The organism is Microbispora sp. H10830, assembly GCF_014161375.1.
GTDB classification, from domain to species: Bacteria; Actinomycetota; Actinomycetes; order Streptosporangiales; family Streptosporangiaceae; genus Microbispora; species Microbispora catharanthi.
In genome coordinates this window covers 200,793-215,566 of the sequence record NZ_JABBWX010000004.1, presented here as the reverse complement: position 1 = coordinate 215,566, position 14,774 = coordinate 200,793, and the positions used below count along the sequence as shown (strand labels likewise).

The window sequence follows — 14,774 nt, the reverse complement described above, 5'->3', positions numbered from 1 at the left end:
GGCCTCAGAGGGCGGCGACCACCTCGACCTCGATCATCAGCCCGGGGCGGAACAGCCGCTCGACCTCCACGGTGGTGCTGGCGGGCGGCTCGCCGGTGATGAACCGGCCGCGGACCGCGCCGTACTCCTGCAGCCGGTCCATGTCGGTCACAAACGTCCTGATGTGCAGGATCCGGTCGAGCGACGAGCCCTGGTCGGCCAGGATCCGCCCCAGGTTCTCCATCACGACCTCGGACTGCCGGGTCATGTCGTCCTCGCCGAGGACCTTCCCGTCCTCGTCCAGCGCTACCTGCCCGGACACGAACAGCAGGTCCCCGAAGCGTACGGCGTGGGAGTAGTACCCGTTGGTCGCCGGAACGGAGGGCGGGTTGACCGCCCGCACCTCCTTCGGCGTGGGGGTTCGTGCCGTCCGGGACGCCGCGAACGGGACGACGGCGGTGAGGTCGTGCCCCGCCAGCCCGGCCGTGACCGCCTCCGCGAGCAGGTCACGGGCGGCGGCGGTCACCGTCTGGCGGCTCCCCGGCCCTTCCGTGGCCAGCCGCAGGTCCTTGGCGGCCAGGCCGAGGGCGTACCTCGTCTCGAACGGGCCCGACTCGGCCACCGGCCGCAGCCGCTCCGCGAGCCCGGCCAGCGGCGTCGCCCCGAGGACGTCCAGGAGGGCGGTGCGGCCGACCCCGAGGTCGTCCGCGTAGGCCAGCGTCTCCGCCAGCCCCACCTGGGCGGTCACCAGCGCGCTCATCACGGCGAGCTTGGTCGCGGCGCCCGCTCCCGGCCCGCCCGCCTCGTGGACCGTCCCGAAGACCCGCAGCACGTCCGACACGCGGTCGAGGTCCTCTCGGCGGCCGCCGGCGAGCACGACCAGACCGCCCTCGGCGGCCGGGCCCACGCTGCCCAGCACGGGGGCGTCGACCAGGCCCGCGCTCTCGGGGAGCAGGCCACGCAGCCGCCGCACCGCGTCGGGGCCGATCGTGGACATCTCCACCAGCACCGACCCCGGCCGCAGCCCCGGCAGCGCCGTCCGCACCACCTCGGACACGGCGTCCGGATCGCTCAACATGGTGATCACGACGTCCGCTCCGGCGACGGCCGCGGCGGGGGAGGGGGCCGCCTCCGCGCCCGGCACGTCCCGTGGCGTACGGTTCCACACGGCCACCTTGTGACCGGCGGCGACGAGGCGGCCGGCCATCGGGAGGCCCATACGCCCCAAACCAAGAAAAGCAATCATGTCCTGGACGTTATTGGAGAGAGAAACCATTCCACCAGCGACTAGATTGCATGGCGTCCATTCCCCTCGCTCATGGATCGGAGCATGTTCGACACCGACGCGCTTGTGCTGCTCGACGTCGTGGCCCGTACGGGGTCGTTCACGGCCGCCGCGATGCAGCTCAACTACACCCAGTCAGCCGTGTCCCGGCGCATCGCGTCCCTGGAGGCCCAGGCGGGCGGCCCGCTGTTCGCGCGGCTGCCCCGGGGGGTGCGGCTGACACCGGCGGGCCGTACGCTGCACCGCTACGCCCGCGAGGTGCTGGAGCGGCTCGGCCGGGCGGGGGAGGAGCTGGCCGCCATCCACCAGGGCAGCGGCGGGCGGCTGCGGGTCGGCGCGTTCGCCACGGCCAACGCCGTGCTGGTGCCCGCCGCCCTGCGCGAGCTGCGGGCCTCCCGCCCGGAGGTGGCGGTCAGCATGGTGGAGGGCCTGAGCACCGTGCTGATGGACGGGCTCGGCCGCGCGGAGATCGACATCGCGGTGGTGAGCGACTACCCCTCCGGGCTGGGGGCGGGTCCCGAGGTCGAGGTCACCCGCCTGATGGAGGACGAGCTGCTCGTCGCCCTCCCCGCCGACCACCCGCTGGCCGGATGCGAGAAGGTGGACCTGCGCGACCTGCGCGACGAGAGCTGGATCGAGGGCGCCCCTCCCGGCACCGTGACCATGCTCGGCGCCGCCTGCGCCCGGGCCGGCTTCGCCCCCAGGGTCGACCTGCGGATCGGGGAGTGGACCGGCAAGCTCGGCTACGTGGCCGCGGGGCTCGGGGTGACGCTGGTGCCCGCCATGGCCGCGCCCGCCGTACGCGGGGACGTGGCGCTGCGGTCGCTCGGCGACTTCGCGCCGCGCCGCAGCGTGTACGCCGCCATGCCGCGTACGGCTCCGCTCCCCGCCGCCCGCGCGCTGCTCGGCCTGCTGGCGCGCAGGGCCGTCTGAGTCGCGGCTTCGGCCGGGGAGCCACGGGACGGCACGTGTTTCTTTCCGGCGTAGGGCGCGAGAATGGACACGTGTACGACGCCTTCGCCCACATCGGGGGGCATCTGGCCACCGGCCTGCGGGAGGTGACCACCGACCTGGCCGCCCTCGACGGCTCCGGCTGGTGGGCGGTGATCGTGTCGTACGAGGGGAAGGTCGTCTGCGCGCGGTTCGACACGGTGCGGCCCGCTCCGCTGCCCCCGCCGCGCGGCCCGTGGCGGGGACCCGCCCGCGACGCCTGGGCCACGTCCCTCGACCGGGAGGGGTACGAGCGGGGCGTCCAGCGGATCAGGGACTACATCGAGCGGGGAGAGGTCTACCAGGCCAACCTCTGCCGCGTCCTGTCCGCGCCGCTGCCCTCGCCGGACGTGGACCCCCTCGCCCTCGCCGTACGGCTGGCCGAGGGCAACCCCGCGCCGTACGCGGCCGTCGTGGGCGTGCCGGGACTGACGGTCGTGTCGGCCTCGCCGGAGCTGTACCTGTCCAGGAGCGGCGCGGTGGTCGAGTCGCGGCCGATCAAGGGCACGGGCGTGACGGCGGACGATCTCCTCGACAAGGACTACGCCGAGAACCTCATGATCGTCGACCTCGTTCGCAACGACCTCGGCCGTGTGGCGGAGGTAGGCTCTGTGACCGTGCCCTCGCTGTTCGCGGTCGAGGAGCACCCCGGGCTCGTGCACCTGGTGTCCACGGTGCGGGCGCGGCTTGCCGGCGGCGCCGGCTGGCCGGAGCTCTTCGCCGCCACCTTCCCTCCGGGTTCGGTGACCGGAGCGCCGAAGTCCTCGGCGCTGCGGATCATCAACGAGCTCGAACCGGAGCCCCGCGGGCCGTACTGTGGGGCGGTGGGCTGGGTCGACGCCGACCGGCGCGAGGGGGCGCTGGCGGTCGGCATCCGCACCTTCTGGATCGAGCACGACACGATCCGGTTCGGTACGGGAGCGGGCATCACCTGGGGGTCCGACCCCCTGAGGGAATGGCACGAGACCGAGCTCAAGGCCGCCCGGCTCATCGGCCTCGCGTCCACGGGCGGGCCGCGACATCGGTAACGAACGGAGCAGGAGATGTCTGTACCCATCTGGGTGAACGGAGAGCTGTACGAGCCCGACAAGGCCGTGGTCTCGGTGTACGACCACGGGCTGATGGTCGGCGACGGCGTGTTCGAGACGGTCAAGGCGGTGAACGGGGAGTCCTTCGCGCTGACCCGCCACCTCGACCGGCTGGCGCTGTCGGCCAAGCGGATGGACCTGCCCGAGCCCGACCTCGCCGCGATCGCCGACGGCGTGCGCCGCTGCCTGGCGGCCGCGCCGAAGTGGCCGCTGGCGCGCATCAGGATCACCTACACCAGCGGCCCCGGGCCGCTCGGCTCCGACCGGGGGTCGGCCGGCACGAACGCGATCGCCATCGTGGGCGAGCAGGCGCCGTTCCCCGCCACCGCCGACGTCGTCGTGGTGCCCTGGCCCCGCAACGAGCGCGGCGCGCTGTCCGGCGTCAAGAGCACCTCCTACGGCGACAACGCCAAGGCCCTGGCGTACGCCAAGGAGCGCGGCGGCGCCGAGGCGATCTTCGAGAACCTCGCGGGAAACCTGTGCGAGGGCACCGGGAGCAACATCTTCATCGTCACCGGCGGGCGCCTGATCACCCCGACGCTCTCCTCAGGCTGCCTGGCCGGCGTCACCCGCGCGCTCACCCTCGAATGGTGCGGCGGCGAGGAGGCCGACGTGCCGATCTCGGCGCTGTACGAGGCCGAGGAGGCGTTCCTCACCTCCACGACCCGCGACATCCAGTCGATCAGGGCCGTGGACGGGAAGGTGCTGCCGCAGGCGCCCGGGCCGGTCACGCTGGCGGCCATGAAGGTCTTCGCCGGGCGTTCGGCGGCCGACCTCGACCCGTGATCCGTCAGTAGGCGTGCTGGCTCTGGGCGTTGAGCTCCTTCAGACGCACGGCCTTGGCGGGATCGGTGCGGCGGTCGTCCAGGCGCAGCACGTCGAGGCCCTTGGTGATGTCGCTGGAGTAGATGTAGCCGTTGTAGTAGTAGGCCGACCAGGAGCCGCCGAGATGAAGATCCGGCGGCAGCGGCCCGCGCTCGAAGTAGGCGATCTCCTGGGGATGGGCGGAGTCGGTGAAGTCCCAGACCGAGACTCCGCCCATGTACCACCCCTGCACCATCACGTCGCGGCCCGGGACGGGCACCAGCGCGCCGTTGTGGGCCACGCAGTTCTCCTCGGCGCTCTGGACCCGGGGGATCTTGAAGTAGCCCTGCCGGACGAGCCTGCGCTCCGGCGTCAGCGCGTAGATCGCGTCCGCGCCCTTGGTCGCGCTGACCGATGGCAGGCAGGTGGCGGCCATCCCGCCGCCCAGCTCGTCGCTGAAGACGACCTTGGTGCCCTCGTTGTCGAACGTGGCCGAGTGCCAGATGGAGAAGTTCTTCTCGTCGCGCACGGTCTGCAGCAGCGTGGGATGCACCGGGTCGGAGATGTCCAGCAGGACGCCGTCGCCGAAGCAGGCGCCCGCGGCCAGGTGTTTCTCCGGGTAGACGGTGATGTCGTGGCAGCCGCCCGTCTCCTCCTCGCCCGCCGGCCTGCCCGCGAACAGCTCGGGCTTGGCCACGACCCGCGCCTTCCCGGGATCGGCGACGGGAACCTCCACGATCGAGATGTTCTGGTGGGGCGGCCGGCAGTTCGTCGTGTCCGGCTCCGGGCCGGGGGAGGAGACGTACAGGTAGACCGTCCCGGCGTCCCTGCCCGGCACGATGGCGTGCGTGTGCGAGCCGCACTCCGTGCGTACGGACTTCAGGTAGCGCGGGTGGGCCTTGTCGGAGATGTCGAAGACGCGGATGCCCTCCCACGCTCCCGCGGCCGCCGGGTCTCCGGCGTCGCTCGCGCAGGTGTCGTCGGTGCGGGGCTCGTCCACCGACAGGAACAGCAGGTCGCCGGAGACCGAGACGTCGTTCTGCCCGCCTGGGCACTCGACTCGGGCGACGGCCTTGGGGTGCTCGGGGTCGCCGATGTCGTGCACCGTGAAGCCCCCGTAGTTGCCCACGAACGCGTAGCGGCCCTGGAAGGCCATGTCGGTGCCCCAGTCGTCCGGACCGTCGAACGGCGCCGCCAGGGGGACGTTGGCGACCAGCGTCATGTTGGGGCTGTGCCTGATCTCGTCCTGGGCGGGGATGCCGGTCGGGACGGCCGCCGGGGACGGCGCGGGCTCGCCGGAGGCGCAGGCCGGGGCCAGGAGGAGGGCGGACGCCACCAGCGCGGCCTTCAGCCTCGGTCTGCTCACGTCGCCCCCATGTCCGCGGATCATCGCCCACTATGGAAGTTATGTCGAGCCCGCGGCCGGTGCGGACCGGATTGGTAACAGTTGTGCTGGCAGTTGCGCCGGCGCTGGCCGCCTGCTCGCCCGAAGCCGCTCCACCGGCGCGCGCCGACGCCCCGGTGATCGTCCCCGGCGCTCCCGGGCAGTCCGGTTCCGCGCCGGCCCGCTCACCGGCGGAGGCGGGGCCGGTGGCCGCGGACGTACGGTTCGCCGAGGCGATGATCCCGCATCACCGGCAGGCGCTGGAGATGGCGGGGCTGGCCGCGGCGCGGACCGGCGATCCGCTGGTGACGGCGGTGGCGGACCGTGTGGCGGACGGGCAGCGCCCGGAGATCGCCGTGATGGAGTCGTGGCTGCGGAGCCTGGGCCGCACCGCGCCGCCCGCGCACGACCACGGCATGGGTGATCACGGGATGAGCGGCTACGGCATGGCGAGCGAGGAGGAGCTCACCCGGCTGCGTACGGCCAGGGGGCGCGCCTTCGACACGCTGTTCCTCACGCTGATGATCCGGCACCACGAGGGCGCGGTGGGCATGGCGGCGCAGGAACTGCGCCGGGGACGGGACCGGGCCATGCGGGCGATGGCCCAGGACGTCGTCTCCGGCCAGCAGATCGAGATCGCGCGGATGCGGGGAATCCAGCGGAGGCTGGGTTAGTCCCTAAGAGCTCCAGAGCATGTTGGTGAGCTCCTCGTCCAGGTCCATGAAGTCGGTCTCACGGCCGGCGGAGACGAGCTCGTAGGTCCGATGCAGGAACTCGGTGAGGGGGGCCAGGGGCACCTCGAACAGGGCCTGGCCGAAGGGCGAGGTGAGACTGATGTTGAGCGTCCGCTCGCCGTCCGAGCGGGCCGGCCACACTTGGACGTCTCCGTCTCCCACGCGCCGCACGATGCCCACGGTCAGCAGCTCGCGGGCGAAGATCCACTCGACCGGCTCGTCATTCCCCACGTGGAAGGCCATCCGGATGGCGTACGGATCCTCGGCCGTGTAACTCAGGCCGGCGAGCAGGGGGACGGTCGTACGGTCGGGGACCACAAGCCGAAGGCCTAGCTCGGCAGAGACGGTGGTGCTGTTCATCGTCAGCCAAACCTTTTCGTCGTCGGGTCCCCTGTCAGGGGCTTTCACTGCGTCTTCACTGTGCGGTCGGGCCTCGCCGGGCGCTCGTGCTACGAGACGAACGAAGAGACCCGTAGGAAAGATTCCGCCTCCAGGCCCTTCTGTAACGCACATCACAGCTTGACATTCGGTCATCTACCAGCTCAAACATCACCAACAGGCTTGTCCTTACCTCTGCTTTGCGTGTCGGCGGGGCCGCGCCGGCGATGCCATTGCGGGCGAATGATCTCAGGTCGTGCGTATAGGTCGAGCATGGAGCATCACGATGCTATGACACCACACCCCCACGCCGGGGAGGGTCTGGCGAACCTTTCGAAGGTGTTGACGAAGGCGGGACGATCCAGCCGACCGGCCCGTGCTTTCGCCATCACCCCCTCGAGTGCGGTATGGTTTTCCCCGTCGGCGCCGCAAGGCGCAGACGATCCCGGGCGATTAGCTCAGCGGGAGAGCGCTTCGTTCACACCGAAGAGGTCACTGGTTCGATCCCAGTATCGCCCACACGATCAAGGCCCGTCGGAGACCACCACTCCAACGGGCCTTTTCGCTGTTCAAAGCTTTGGCACTGGCTCTGGTCCTCCTCGCCGTCGAGATCAGCGGTGCTGAGTGCGTCCAGCTCCTGGGGCCGGTCCGGAGCAGGAGTCAGCGCAGACCGCCCGAGCCCTGCCGTAGCGGTCGCGTGAGGAGTGCGTGGAACGGTTGAGCGTGGTTGACATCTGCTCATGTCCGAGGAGGCGCGCCACGTTTCACGGGACCACCGCCGGAGACGAGCCACGTGGCGGAGCAGTGCCGCAGGTCGTGGAATCGCAACCCCTCCACCACGTTGTCCAGCAGCCCGGCCCGGACGAGGGACGGGCGCCAGCCCCGAGCCCGGAAGAGCGTGCGGCGGAGCGGACCGCCCGCCGCGTTGGTGAACACCTCTCCGACCGATCCGGCCGGATAGCGCTCACGGTGCGCGGCCAACAGCTCGACACGAAGGGCGGAAGGGGGACTTCCCGCCGTCCGGCCTTGGACTTGTGGATAGGGCTTGTGCGTCACCGTGCCCGCCGCCTCGACGGCGACCCGTTCCACCCGTACGGTCCCGGAGTGGAGGCCGACGGCGTCCCAGCGCAGGCCCACGCACTCACCCCAGCGCAGGCCGGTGCCGGCGGCGAGGCCGACGGGTGCCCGATGGCGGCCAGGGACGTGGGGAGCAGCACGGCCAGGTCCTCACGGCTGATGATCCGGTCGTCGCCTGCCTTGCGCCGCCGCTTGGGCAGCCGTACGCCCTCGCACGGGTTGGCACCGACAATCCGGTCACGTACGGCCGACTTGAGCACGGTCGACAGCAGCCGGTGGCACTCGGCCACGGTCGCGGGGGCGAGGCGCTTGCTCAAGTCGCTGACCCTCGTCCGCACGGCGCCGTGATCGATGCGTTCGAGTGGGCGGTGGGCGGTCGGCAGTGGCGCGGCACTACACAGACAAGCAGTGCTGTGTTCAACCGGATGGCGGAAAATGGCGACGGAGCCTCACCCCGCTGCCATTCCGGTGCCTCATCACACCGTGGCCCGGTCTGGCCGAGCTCGCCCCTGATCCCGTCGATGAAGGACCGTGGGTCGGTCTTCTCCCTGGGCCGGCCTGGCCGGCGTCGTCACCGCTGGTCGCCGGCTTCCGTTCGTACGATGGGCAGATCTCTGCATGGCGCCAGGAACTTCTCGAGATACCAGCCCAGATCGACGAATTCCGGCATATGCGCGATGGTGCGGTAATCCAGCAGGGGGATCAAGGAGACTGACGTTCTTTCCTCGTGGAACAGCACGTTCGCGAAGGTCTCCCCATCGGGCAGCCTGGTGGTTATGCCTACCGCCTCCCCGGTCTCATAGGAGGTGCGCATGTCCCGTTTCACCTTGGCCAGGCCGTCCAGTGGCAGGTGCTTCCAGTCGTAGTCGGTCATGTACCAGATGGCGTCTTGTTCGCGGAGCAATTCCCAACCCGCCCGGGTGAGCCGATCGAGGACTTCCATGAAATCGATGTCGTGTTTGAACTCCAGGCCGATGGCGACGTCGCGGCTCATACGTCTCCTCGTGCCAGATCGATGGAAGGGAATGCTCCGGACGAGCGATCCCGCGGCGGATCGCTGAGCGTTTCAGCCGGATGGCGCTGGTCAGTAGCGGTGGGCTACGCCGCTCTTTGCGGTGTGACGGCTGCTCCTCCAGTGGGCAAATCATCGCCTGGATTACGTGACCATCCCCGCAGGCGTGCGCTGCCGCTCGATTACCAGGGAATCATTCAGGCCACTCAGGCCGTCCGCCCTCGCCTTTCCTGCCATTCACGCCGCTGCCGGCGCTCCAGCAGTTTCGAGTCCGTACTGCTCTCACTCCAGTGCTGCCACTACCTCGGCGGTGGTGCTGACGGTGGCGATGCGCGGGAAGATGTAGTCGAAGGCGAACTCATGGGCGTGCGCGTCGAGTGCGGTGACCGCGTCCTCGGGCAGAATCACCGTGAAGCCGAACTCGTCGGCGAAGCGCGCGGTCTGCTCGACGCCGAAGTTCGTGGCGATCCCCGTGATGATCAGGGTGTCGACGGCGTGCTTACGCAATGCCTCCTCCAGCCCGGTGTTGTGAAACGCGCCCCAGGTGTGCTTCACGATCTCCAGGTCGCCGAGCACCCCTTCCACCAGTTCGCTGCCCGGCGGCTGCTCCGCAACGCCTGGCCGCTCGACTCGTACGGCGACAACGAGACCTCCCGCCTTTCGCACTGCGTCGGCCAGCGCGAGGGAGCGGGCGACCACGGCGGATCCGGCATGTGGTGCCGTGGGTTGCTCGACGATGCGCGTCATAAGATCGATAAGGAGCAATGCGGTGCGGCGAGGATCCAGTTTCTCCATGATCGGCATGGTAGCGATCCGGATTCGTTCACCGGATGGCGGTCGCCGTCGCTCCGGGCGGCCAATGGTGGCCTCGACCGGCGATTCTTGACCACGCGACCGTCCTGACCTCACGATGCGCTGGCGTGTGCCGGAATGTGCTGATCGATGAGGATGCGGGCGGCGGCGACGGAGCGTGCGACAGGGCCGGAGGGGCCGAGCGTTGCCGCGTTGGCGTACAGGCCGGAGATGATGAGCATCAGCATGTCGGCCAGGGCGCCGGGGTCGGTGGCGCGTGCGGTGGCGGCGAGGGCGCGCAGCCGTTCGCGTAGCTGGTCGAGGTGGGCGACGGCCTCCCGGCGGCCGGGATGGTCGGGATCGCGATACTCCGCCGAGGTGTTGTAGAAGGTGCAGCCATGGGCGTCTGAGGTCCGGGCGGTCTCCTGAGCGTGTTCCACGATGGCCAGGAGCTGGCGGGCAGGATCGCCCTCATGGCGAGCGATCGCACTGTCGAGTTGTGACCAGGCATGGTCGTGCAACTCGCCCACCCATGCCTTCACCAGGTCGTCCTTGCCGGTGAACTCGCGGTAGAGCACGCTCTTGCCGAGCCCCGTCTCCTCGACGATCTGCTGCATGCCCACGGCTCGCGCGCCCTGCTCGCCGAACAGGCGCGCTGCCGTCTGGAGGATGCGTCGCCGGGTGCCGGGGGCCGGTCTGCGCGTCACCGTCTGTCCTTCCCGTGTCGAGCAATCTTGGTTGACAGCCTACCGCCCTGCCCTCAGTATTGGGACCGATCGGTCCGGACCGATCGGTCCGTAAAGAGTGCTCGCCGCCCCCTGTCGACGCCAACCATCGCCGCTGCGGCTACCGGGCCGGCCTCTGGACGGTCACCGTCGTGACCCTGGCCGTCACAGCGCTGCCGGTCCTGGGCGCGAGAACCCGACAATCGCGAAGGGAAACCCATGCGGATTTACACTGCCACCGCCACCGCACAAGGCCGCGACGGCCGGGCGGTCTCCTCGGACGGCCGGCTGGACGTCCAGCTCGCCCTGCAGAAGGAGCTGGGCGGCAACGGCGACGGCACCAACCCCGAGCAGCTCTTCGCCGCCGGCTACGCCGCCTGCTTCGCCACCTCCATGAAACTGGTGGCGGGTACGCAGGGCCTCGACGTGTCCGGCGCCTCGGTCACCGCAGAGGTCGGCCTGTCGCCCAACGGCAAGGGCGGCTACGAGCTGGACGCCGTCCTGCGCGTGGAACTGCCCGGCAATCTCACCGAGGAGCAGACGCGGAACCTCGTGGACGCCACCCACCAGGTGTGCCCGTACTCCAACGCCACCCGCGGCAATATGCCCGTCGAACTGCTCGTCGAGTAACGAGCCCGACGTACGGCCCGGCCGGCGAAAGTCCGCCGGGCAATACGTATCCCGCGTTCGGTCGGCGCGGGGTTGGACACGATGGGGCCGGCTCCGACCTCTTGTGTTCGGTTTACTGACCTGTCAGTATCCGAATATGGAAGATCGCCTCCTGAGTCCCAGCGGGGAGCGACTGCTGGAAGTGGCCGCCGAGGTCTACTACGCCGAGGGCATCCGGGCGACCGGCGTCGACACCCTGGTGGAACGAGCCCAGGTGTCCAAGCCGACGTTGTATGCCCAGTTCGGGTCGAAAGAGAACCTGGTGGCCGCTGTGCTCGACCGGCGCAGGCGATCGCGGCAGGCCGCCCTGGCCGCCTTCCTCGCCGAATGCCGTGCCGATGACCCCAAGACGGTGCTGGCGGTCTTCGACTGGCTGGCGCAGGGACACGGGCGCGAGGGATTCCGGGGCTGCCCGTTCACCAACGCCGCCGTCGAACTGCCCGATCCCGGCCATCCGGCTCGCGCGGTGATCTCCGCCTACAAGGACTGGCTGCGCCGGACCCTGACCGAACTGGCCGAGCGGGCCGGCCTGCACCGGCCCGAGGAGGTGGGTTACGCGTTGTTGCTGCTCATCGACGGCGCCAACGCCCGGGTGGTGGTCGACGACGACCGCCAGGCGATGCTCCGGGCCAAGGAGGCCGCGGCCCGGCTGATAGGAGTGGACGATGCGTGAGGTGCCGATCGGGCTGGAGCACGAGTTCACCTTCGAGATCCCGCACACCAAGATCGTCGCGGCGCTGTACCCCGAGTCGCCGGAGTTCGCGACGATGCCGCCGGTGCTGGCCACCGGATTTCTCGTCGGGCTGCTGGAGTGGACATGCGTACGGGCGCTGATGCCCTACCTGGACTGGCCGCGCGAGCAGACGGTCGGCACCCACATCGCCGTCAGCCATCAGGCGGCCACCCCGCCCGGCCTGAGCGTCACCTGCCACGCCCGGCTGAGCGGCGTCGACGGCCGGCGCCTGAGCTTCGAGGTGACCGCCCACGACGGCCAGGACCTGATCAGCACCGGAAGCCACGAACGCACCCTGATCGACGCGGCCCGCTTCACCCGGCGTGTTCTGGACAAAGGTGGTTCTCGATGAGCCGGATCTCCCTGACCCGCCTCCGTGGCTGAGGCATGACGGCCGATCCGGTGCATCACGCCGAGGACGACCCGGGAAGATCAGCGCCGGCACCAGTATGCGCCCGGCTGTGGTGGCCGTCGAAGTGCCGGTGGTCATCGGTCCGCCTCGGTGGTCAGGTGCGTGAACAGTCCGTCCTGGATGCGGGTGGTCGCCCGACGTGCCCGATCGGCGTCGATCTCCGCGCTCGCGAGGGCGGCGTCGGTGTTGAGCAGCATGCGGGGCCTCTTCCGGCGGTGCGGGCGGCTTGGGGTGTCGGTCCGGACCGGCCGGCCGTGCTCAGCGCTTGTAGCCGTAGAGGAAGGTGTGCACCCCCGCGGTGACCATCGCTCTGACCGCGTCCTCGTCGTGCAGGGCGGCTCGATCGGTCAGATTGTCGGCGGAGATGAGCAGCATCAGGTGCCCGGCGGCGCGCGCGGGATCACCGATCGTGAGTTCGCCGCGTTCGGCGACGCGGCGTAGCCGTTCGGCCAGTTCCCGCCGGGTGCGGCCGGGGCCGCTGTCCTGCCAGAACGTGAGCGCGGCCGGCGGGATGTGCTCCACCTCGGCGTTGATCTGGCGGATGAGCGCGAAGTGCGGGGCCAGGTCGGAGGTCAGCAAGGAGAGCCAGGCCAGCCCGAAGTCGACCAGGTCCGTCTCCAGGTCGACGACCTTGCTCAGATGGCGGTCGATGATGTCGACCATGGTGTCGGCGACGCGCTGCGTGCTCTCCTGGATCACCGTCTGGAACAACTCGGCCTTGTCGGAGAAGTGGTTGTAGATGGTGCGATTGGATACGCCTGCCTCGGCGGCGATCGCGTCCAGGCCGGCGCGGGTGTAGCCGTCGCGGGCGAACAGCGTCAGCGCCCCGGCCACGATCGCCCGGCGCTTGTCGGGCAGGCCGGCCGATTTCCTTCTCTCCGTCACGTTCGCTGAGACTACTCGGTTACACCGACGCTTGCATTGATTGCACCGATCGACGTAATGTTTGCATCGATCGGTGTAAATGACGTTGCGGAGGCATCATGACCAAGATCGGGATCATCGTCGGCAGCACACGCCCCGGCCGTCGCGGCCGCGCCGTGGCCGAGTGGGTCGCCTCGGTGGCCGCTCAGGAGCGGCCGACGGCCGACTTCGAGATCGTCGACCTGGCCGACTTCGCGCTGCCCCTGCTGGATGAGACACACCCGGCGGCATCAGGTCTGTACGGCAACGCGCACACCACCCGCTGGGCCGAGGTGATCGCCCGCTACGACGGGTTTGTGTTCGTCACACCCGAGTACAACCGCTCGATCCCGGGTGCGCTGAAGAACGCCCTGGACTTCATCTATGCGGAGTGGAACAACAAGGCGGCCGGCATCGTCGGCTACGGCTTGCACGGTGCGACGAGGGCCGCCGAACACCTCCGGCTGATCCTGGCCGAGCTGAAGGTCGCCACCGTACGCACCCAGGTGGCGCTGTCCCTGCACGACGACTTCACCTTCTCCGCCCCCACCGAGCCGGGCGTCCTCACTCCCGGCCCGCACCAGCACAAGATCCTCACCGCCCTGCTGGACGACGTCGTGGTCTGGTCGCGGGCGCTTCAGCCGGTCCGCGAAGGAGCCCCGGCATGACCGCCGCACCCGGGCCTCTGCCCGAATCCGCCCTCGACGAGTTGGCGGATGCGATCGCCGTCGGCGCGACGATCGCCGGGCTCGGGGAGTCCACGAGGTTCGCCCACGAGACCTTCGGCGTACGCGACGAGCTCTTCCACCGGCTGGTCCGCAGGCATGGTTTCCGGGCACTGGCTCTGCAGGACGACGCCGCAGCCGGTGCGACGCTCGACGCGTACGTCACCGGCGGCGCGGGCACGGCCGCATCCGCTCTCGAGAGCGCCTGGCGCCCCTGGCGCACCGCCGAGATGGCCGCGGCGCTCGACTGGATCCGCACATTCAACCAGGACCACCCGGACGACCCGGTCCGGATCCTGGGGGTCAAGCCCGCGCAGGCATGGCCCGGCGACTACGACGCCGTGCTCGAACACGTCCGCCGCACGGCCCCACACCTGCTGGCCGAGCTGGCTTTCCACCTGGAGCTGATCCGTAGCGCCCACGAGATCGACGAACACGTGCAACGCGCGCGAGGCCTGCACCCGGGCCGGCCCTTCGCGGAGCACGCCCGCGACGCGCTCGCGATCGTCGAGCGACTGCCCGGCGGCGCCGTCCTGGCCAGGATGCGCCTCATCGTGGACTTCCACGAACGCAGCGTCGCCGGACGGGACGACTACGCGGGCGACGCCCAGACGTGGGCGGAGACGATCAGCGATCATCGGCGCCGGACCGGCCACCGTGTTGCCTACTGGGACGGCATCGCGCACACCTCGGCGGCCCCGACGACCCTGGGCCTGGCTCCCCAGCGCGGTCCCCAGCCCACAGTCGGCAGCGTGCTGCGCCGGCGCCACGGCGTGGGGTACGTCTCCGTCGCCATCGGCTTCCACCACGGCGATCTCGGCGTCGCCACCGTGCCGGAGCCGGACCCGGACTGGCTCGACGCCCGGCTGGATGCGGCCGGCCGCCCCGCCCAGTGGCTGGACCTGCGCTCCGGCGACCTGCGCCGCCGATGGGACGGCCCCGCGAAGACACGCGTCATCAGCGGCGTTTACGACTCCTCTCGTGACGCCGCCGAACACCTCGCTGTCGCCTCGCTGCCCGACGCGTTCGATGTTCTCGTGCACCTGCGCCGCGTGTCCCCGGTGCGATGGCTGCCCGCGTAGCC

Annotated in this window: 19 protein-coding genes and 1 tRNA gene; 10 read left to right on the top strand and 10 right to left on the bottom strand. The window is 70.3% G+C overall.

Features of this window, described 5'->3' with window-relative positions; translation table 11 throughout:
* Nucleotides 1–4 precede the first annotated feature (4 nt).
* On the bottom strand, nt 5–1,225 hold the full coding sequence (locus HHX35_RS13370) for an NAD(P)-binding domain-containing protein (RefSeq protein WP_182899155.1): 1,221 nt from the start codon (nt 1,223–1,225) through the stop codon (nt 5–7).
* Between the two features lie 84 nt (nt 1,226–1,309).
* On the opposite strand from HHX35_RS13370, the gene HHX35_RS13365 reads away from it, so the two are divergent.
* From HHX35_RS13365 to HHX35_RS13355, 3 genes are all read left to right on the top strand, one after another.
* Entirely contained in the window at nt 1,310–2,197 is an 888-nt protein-coding gene (locus HHX35_RS13365; protein WP_182899154.1) for a LysR family transcriptional regulator, read from the top strand.
* Between the two features lie 71 nt (nt 2,198–2,268).
* On the top strand, nt 2,269–3,282 hold the full coding sequence (locus HHX35_RS13360; protein ID WP_182899153.1) for a chorismate-binding protein: 1,014 nt from the start codon (nt 2,269–2,271) through the stop codon (nt 3,280–3,282).
* A gap of 15 nt (nt 3,283–3,297) precedes the next feature.
* Nucleotides 3,298–4,128, top strand: coding sequence for an aminotransferase class IV (locus HHX35_RS13355; RefSeq protein ID WP_182899152.1), 831 nt, complete (start codon nt 3,298–3,300; stop codon nt 4,126–4,128).
* Between the two features lie 4 nt (nt 4,129–4,132).
* Here HHX35_RS13355 and HHX35_RS13350 read toward each other — a convergent pair whose 3' ends face one another.
* Complete coding sequence (locus HHX35_RS13350; protein WP_310739066.1) at nt 4,133–5,512, bottom strand: hypothetical protein; 1,380 nt, start codon at nt 5,510–5,512, stop codon at nt 4,133–4,135.
* Between the two features lie 83 nt (nt 5,513–5,595).
* Between HHX35_RS13350 and HHX35_RS13345 the strand changes: the two genes are divergently transcribed.
* Nucleotides 5,596–6,204 carry a DUF305 domain-containing protein gene (locus HHX35_RS13345; RefSeq protein ID WP_310739065.1) on the top strand — a complete coding sequence of 203 codons (609 nt, stop codon included), beginning with the start codon at nt 5,596–5,598 and terminating at the stop codon, nt 6,202–6,204.
* 3 nt (nt 6,205–6,207) lie between these two features.
* On the opposite strand, the gene HHX35_RS13340 is transcribed toward HHX35_RS13345, so the two are convergent.
* Entirely contained in the window at nt 6,208–6,624 is a 417-nt protein-coding gene (locus HHX35_RS13340; RefSeq protein WP_139575157.1) for an SsgA family sporulation/cell division regulator, read from the bottom strand.
* A 465-nt stretch (nt 6,625–7,089) separates the two neighbouring features.
* On the opposite strand from HHX35_RS13340, the gene HHX35_RS13335 reads away from it, so the two are divergent.
* A tRNA-Val gene (locus HHX35_RS13335) sits at nt 7,090–7,161 on the top strand.
* Between the two features lie 219 nt (nt 7,162–7,380).
* Here the strand turns inward: HHX35_RS13335 and HHX35_RS13330 are convergent.
* The 5 genes from HHX35_RS13330 to HHX35_RS13310 form a co-directional block, all read right to left on the bottom strand.
* On the bottom strand, nt 7,381–7,779 hold the full coding sequence (locus tag HHX35_RS13330; protein WP_310739064.1) for a hypothetical protein: 399 nt from the start codon (nt 7,777–7,779) through the stop codon (nt 7,381–7,383).
* Nucleotides 7,695–8,036, bottom strand: a complete 342-nt coding sequence (locus tag HHX35_RS13325) for a hypothetical protein (protein ID WP_182899149.1) — start codon at nt 8,034–8,036, stop codon at nt 7,695–7,697. Before HHX35_RS13325 ends, HHX35_RS13330 begins: the two co-directional genes overlap by 85 nt.
* Before the next feature lie 254 nt (nt 8,037–8,290).
* Nucleotides 8,291–8,713 (bottom strand): hypothetical protein, encoded by a 423-nt coding sequence (locus HHX35_RS13320; protein WP_182899148.1) that lies wholly within the window; start codon nt 8,711–8,713, stop codon nt 8,291–8,293.
* Nucleotides 8,714–9,013: 300 nt separating this feature from the next.
* Nucleotides 9,014–9,526, bottom strand: coding sequence for an isochorismatase family protein (locus HHX35_RS13315; RefSeq protein ID WP_182899147.1), 513 nt, complete (start codon nt 9,524–9,526; stop codon nt 9,014–9,016).
* Nucleotides 9,527–9,636: 110 nt separating this feature from the next.
* Nucleotides 9,637–10,230 (bottom strand): TetR/AcrR family transcriptional regulator, encoded by a 594-nt coding sequence (locus tag HHX35_RS13310; RefSeq protein WP_182899146.1) that lies wholly within the window; start codon nt 10,228–10,230, stop codon nt 9,637–9,639.
* Between the two features lie 237 nt (nt 10,231–10,467).
* Here HHX35_RS13310 and HHX35_RS13305 point away from each other — a divergent pair, with 237 nt between their 5' ends.
* The 3 genes from HHX35_RS13305 to HHX35_RS13295 all read left to right on the top strand — a co-directional run bounded on the left by HHX35_RS13305 (nt 10,468) and on the right by HHX35_RS13295 (nt 12,002).
* Nucleotides 10,468–10,878 (top strand): organic hydroperoxide resistance protein, encoded by a 411-nt coding sequence (locus tag HHX35_RS13305; RefSeq protein WP_182899145.1) that lies wholly within the window; start codon nt 10,468–10,470, stop codon nt 10,876–10,878.
* Between the two features lie 136 nt (nt 10,879–11,014).
* On the top strand, nt 11,015–11,590 hold the full coding sequence (locus HHX35_RS13300; protein WP_182899144.1) for a TetR/AcrR family transcriptional regulator: 576 nt from the start codon (nt 11,015–11,017) through the stop codon (nt 11,588–11,590).
* The gene (locus HHX35_RS13295) at nt 11,583–12,002 is read left to right on the top strand and encodes a thioesterase family protein (RefSeq protein WP_182899143.1); all 420 of its coding nucleotides are present in this window, start codon (nt 11,583–11,585) and stop codon (nt 12,000–12,002) included. The genes HHX35_RS13300 and HHX35_RS13295 overlap by 8 nt, the downstream gene beginning before the upstream one ends.
* Before the next feature lie 134 nt (nt 12,003–12,136).
* Here the strand turns inward: HHX35_RS13295 and HHX35_RS43390 are convergent, their stop codons facing one another.
* Both HHX35_RS43390 and HHX35_RS13290 read right to left on the bottom strand, forming a co-directional pair.
* Nucleotides 12,137–12,259, bottom strand: a complete 123-nt coding sequence (locus HHX35_RS43390) for a hypothetical protein (RefSeq protein ID WP_259405027.1) — start codon at nt 12,257–12,259, stop codon at nt 12,137–12,139.
* Nucleotides 12,260–12,320: 61 nt separating this feature from the next.
* A complete protein-coding gene (locus tag HHX35_RS13290) occupies nt 12,321–12,947 on the bottom strand; it encodes a TetR/AcrR family transcriptional regulator (RefSeq protein ID WP_220505364.1) in 627 nt (208 codons plus the stop codon).
* Between the two features lie 98 nt (nt 12,948–13,045).
* Here HHX35_RS13290 and HHX35_RS13285 point away from each other — a divergent pair, with 98 nt between their 5' ends.
* Both HHX35_RS13285 and HHX35_RS13280 read left to right on the top strand, forming a co-directional pair.
* Nucleotides 13,046–13,633 (top strand): NADPH-dependent FMN reductase, encoded by a 588-nt coding sequence (locus HHX35_RS13285; RefSeq protein WP_182899142.1) that lies wholly within the window; start codon nt 13,046–13,048, stop codon nt 13,631–13,633.
* Nucleotides 13,630–14,772 carry an erythromycin esterase family protein gene (locus HHX35_RS13280; RefSeq protein WP_182899141.1) on the top strand — a complete coding sequence of 381 codons (1,143 nt, stop codon included), beginning with the start codon at nt 13,630–13,632 and terminating at the stop codon, nt 14,770–14,772. Before HHX35_RS13285 ends, HHX35_RS13280 begins: the two co-directional genes overlap by 4 nt.
* Nucleotides 14,773–14,774: the final 2 nt, after the last annotated feature.

What these genes read in the sequence shown, in the direction of transcription:
- HHX35_RS13340 (WP_139575157.1), bottom strand. Translation starts at nt 6,624, where the DNA reads ATGAACAGCACCACCGTCTCTGCCGAGCTAGGCCTTCGGCTTGTGGTC.
- HHX35_RS13370 (WP_182899155.1), bottom strand. Translation starts at nt 1,225, where the DNA reads ATGATTGCTTTTCTTGGTTTGGGGCGTATGGGCCTCCCGATGGCCGGC.
- HHX35_RS13305 (WP_182899145.1), top strand. Translation starts at nt 10,468, where the DNA reads ATGCGGATTTACACTGCCACCGCCACCGCACAAGGCCGCGACGGCCGG.
- HHX35_RS13295 (WP_182899143.1), top strand. Translation starts at nt 11,583, where the DNA reads ATGCGTGAGGTGCCGATCGGGCTGGAGCACGAGTTCACCTTCGAGATC.
- HHX35_RS13355 (WP_182899152.1), top strand. Translation starts at nt 3,298, where the DNA reads ATGTCTGTACCCATCTGGGTGAACGGAGAGCTGTACGAGCCCGACAAG.
- HHX35_RS13365 (WP_182899154.1), top strand. Translation starts at nt 1,310, where the DNA reads ATGTTCGACACCGACGCGCTTGTGCTGCTCGACGTCGTGGCCCGTACG.
- HHX35_RS43390 (WP_259405027.1), bottom strand. Translation starts at nt 12,259, where the DNA reads ATGCTGCTCAACACCGACGCCGCCCTCGCGAGCGCGGAGATCGACGCC.
- HHX35_RS13320 (WP_182899148.1), bottom strand. Translation starts at nt 8,713, where the DNA reads ATGAGCCGCGACGTCGCCATCGGCCTGGAGTTCAAACACGACATCGAT.
- HHX35_RS13280 (WP_182899141.1), top strand. Translation starts at nt 13,630, where the DNA reads ATGACCGCCGCACCCGGGCCTCTGCCCGAATCCGCCCTCGACGAGTTG.
- HHX35_RS13315 (WP_182899147.1), bottom strand. Translation starts at nt 9,526, where the DNA reads ATGGAGAAACTGGATCCTCGCCGCACCGCATTGCTCCTTATCGATCTT.
- HHX35_RS13285 (WP_182899142.1), top strand. Translation starts at nt 13,046, where the DNA reads ATGACCAAGATCGGGATCATCGTCGGCAGCACACGCCCCGGCCGTCGC.
- HHX35_RS13300 (WP_182899144.1), top strand. Translation starts at nt 11,015, where the DNA reads ATGGAAGATCGCCTCCTGAGTCCCAGCGGGGAGCGACTGCTGGAAGTG.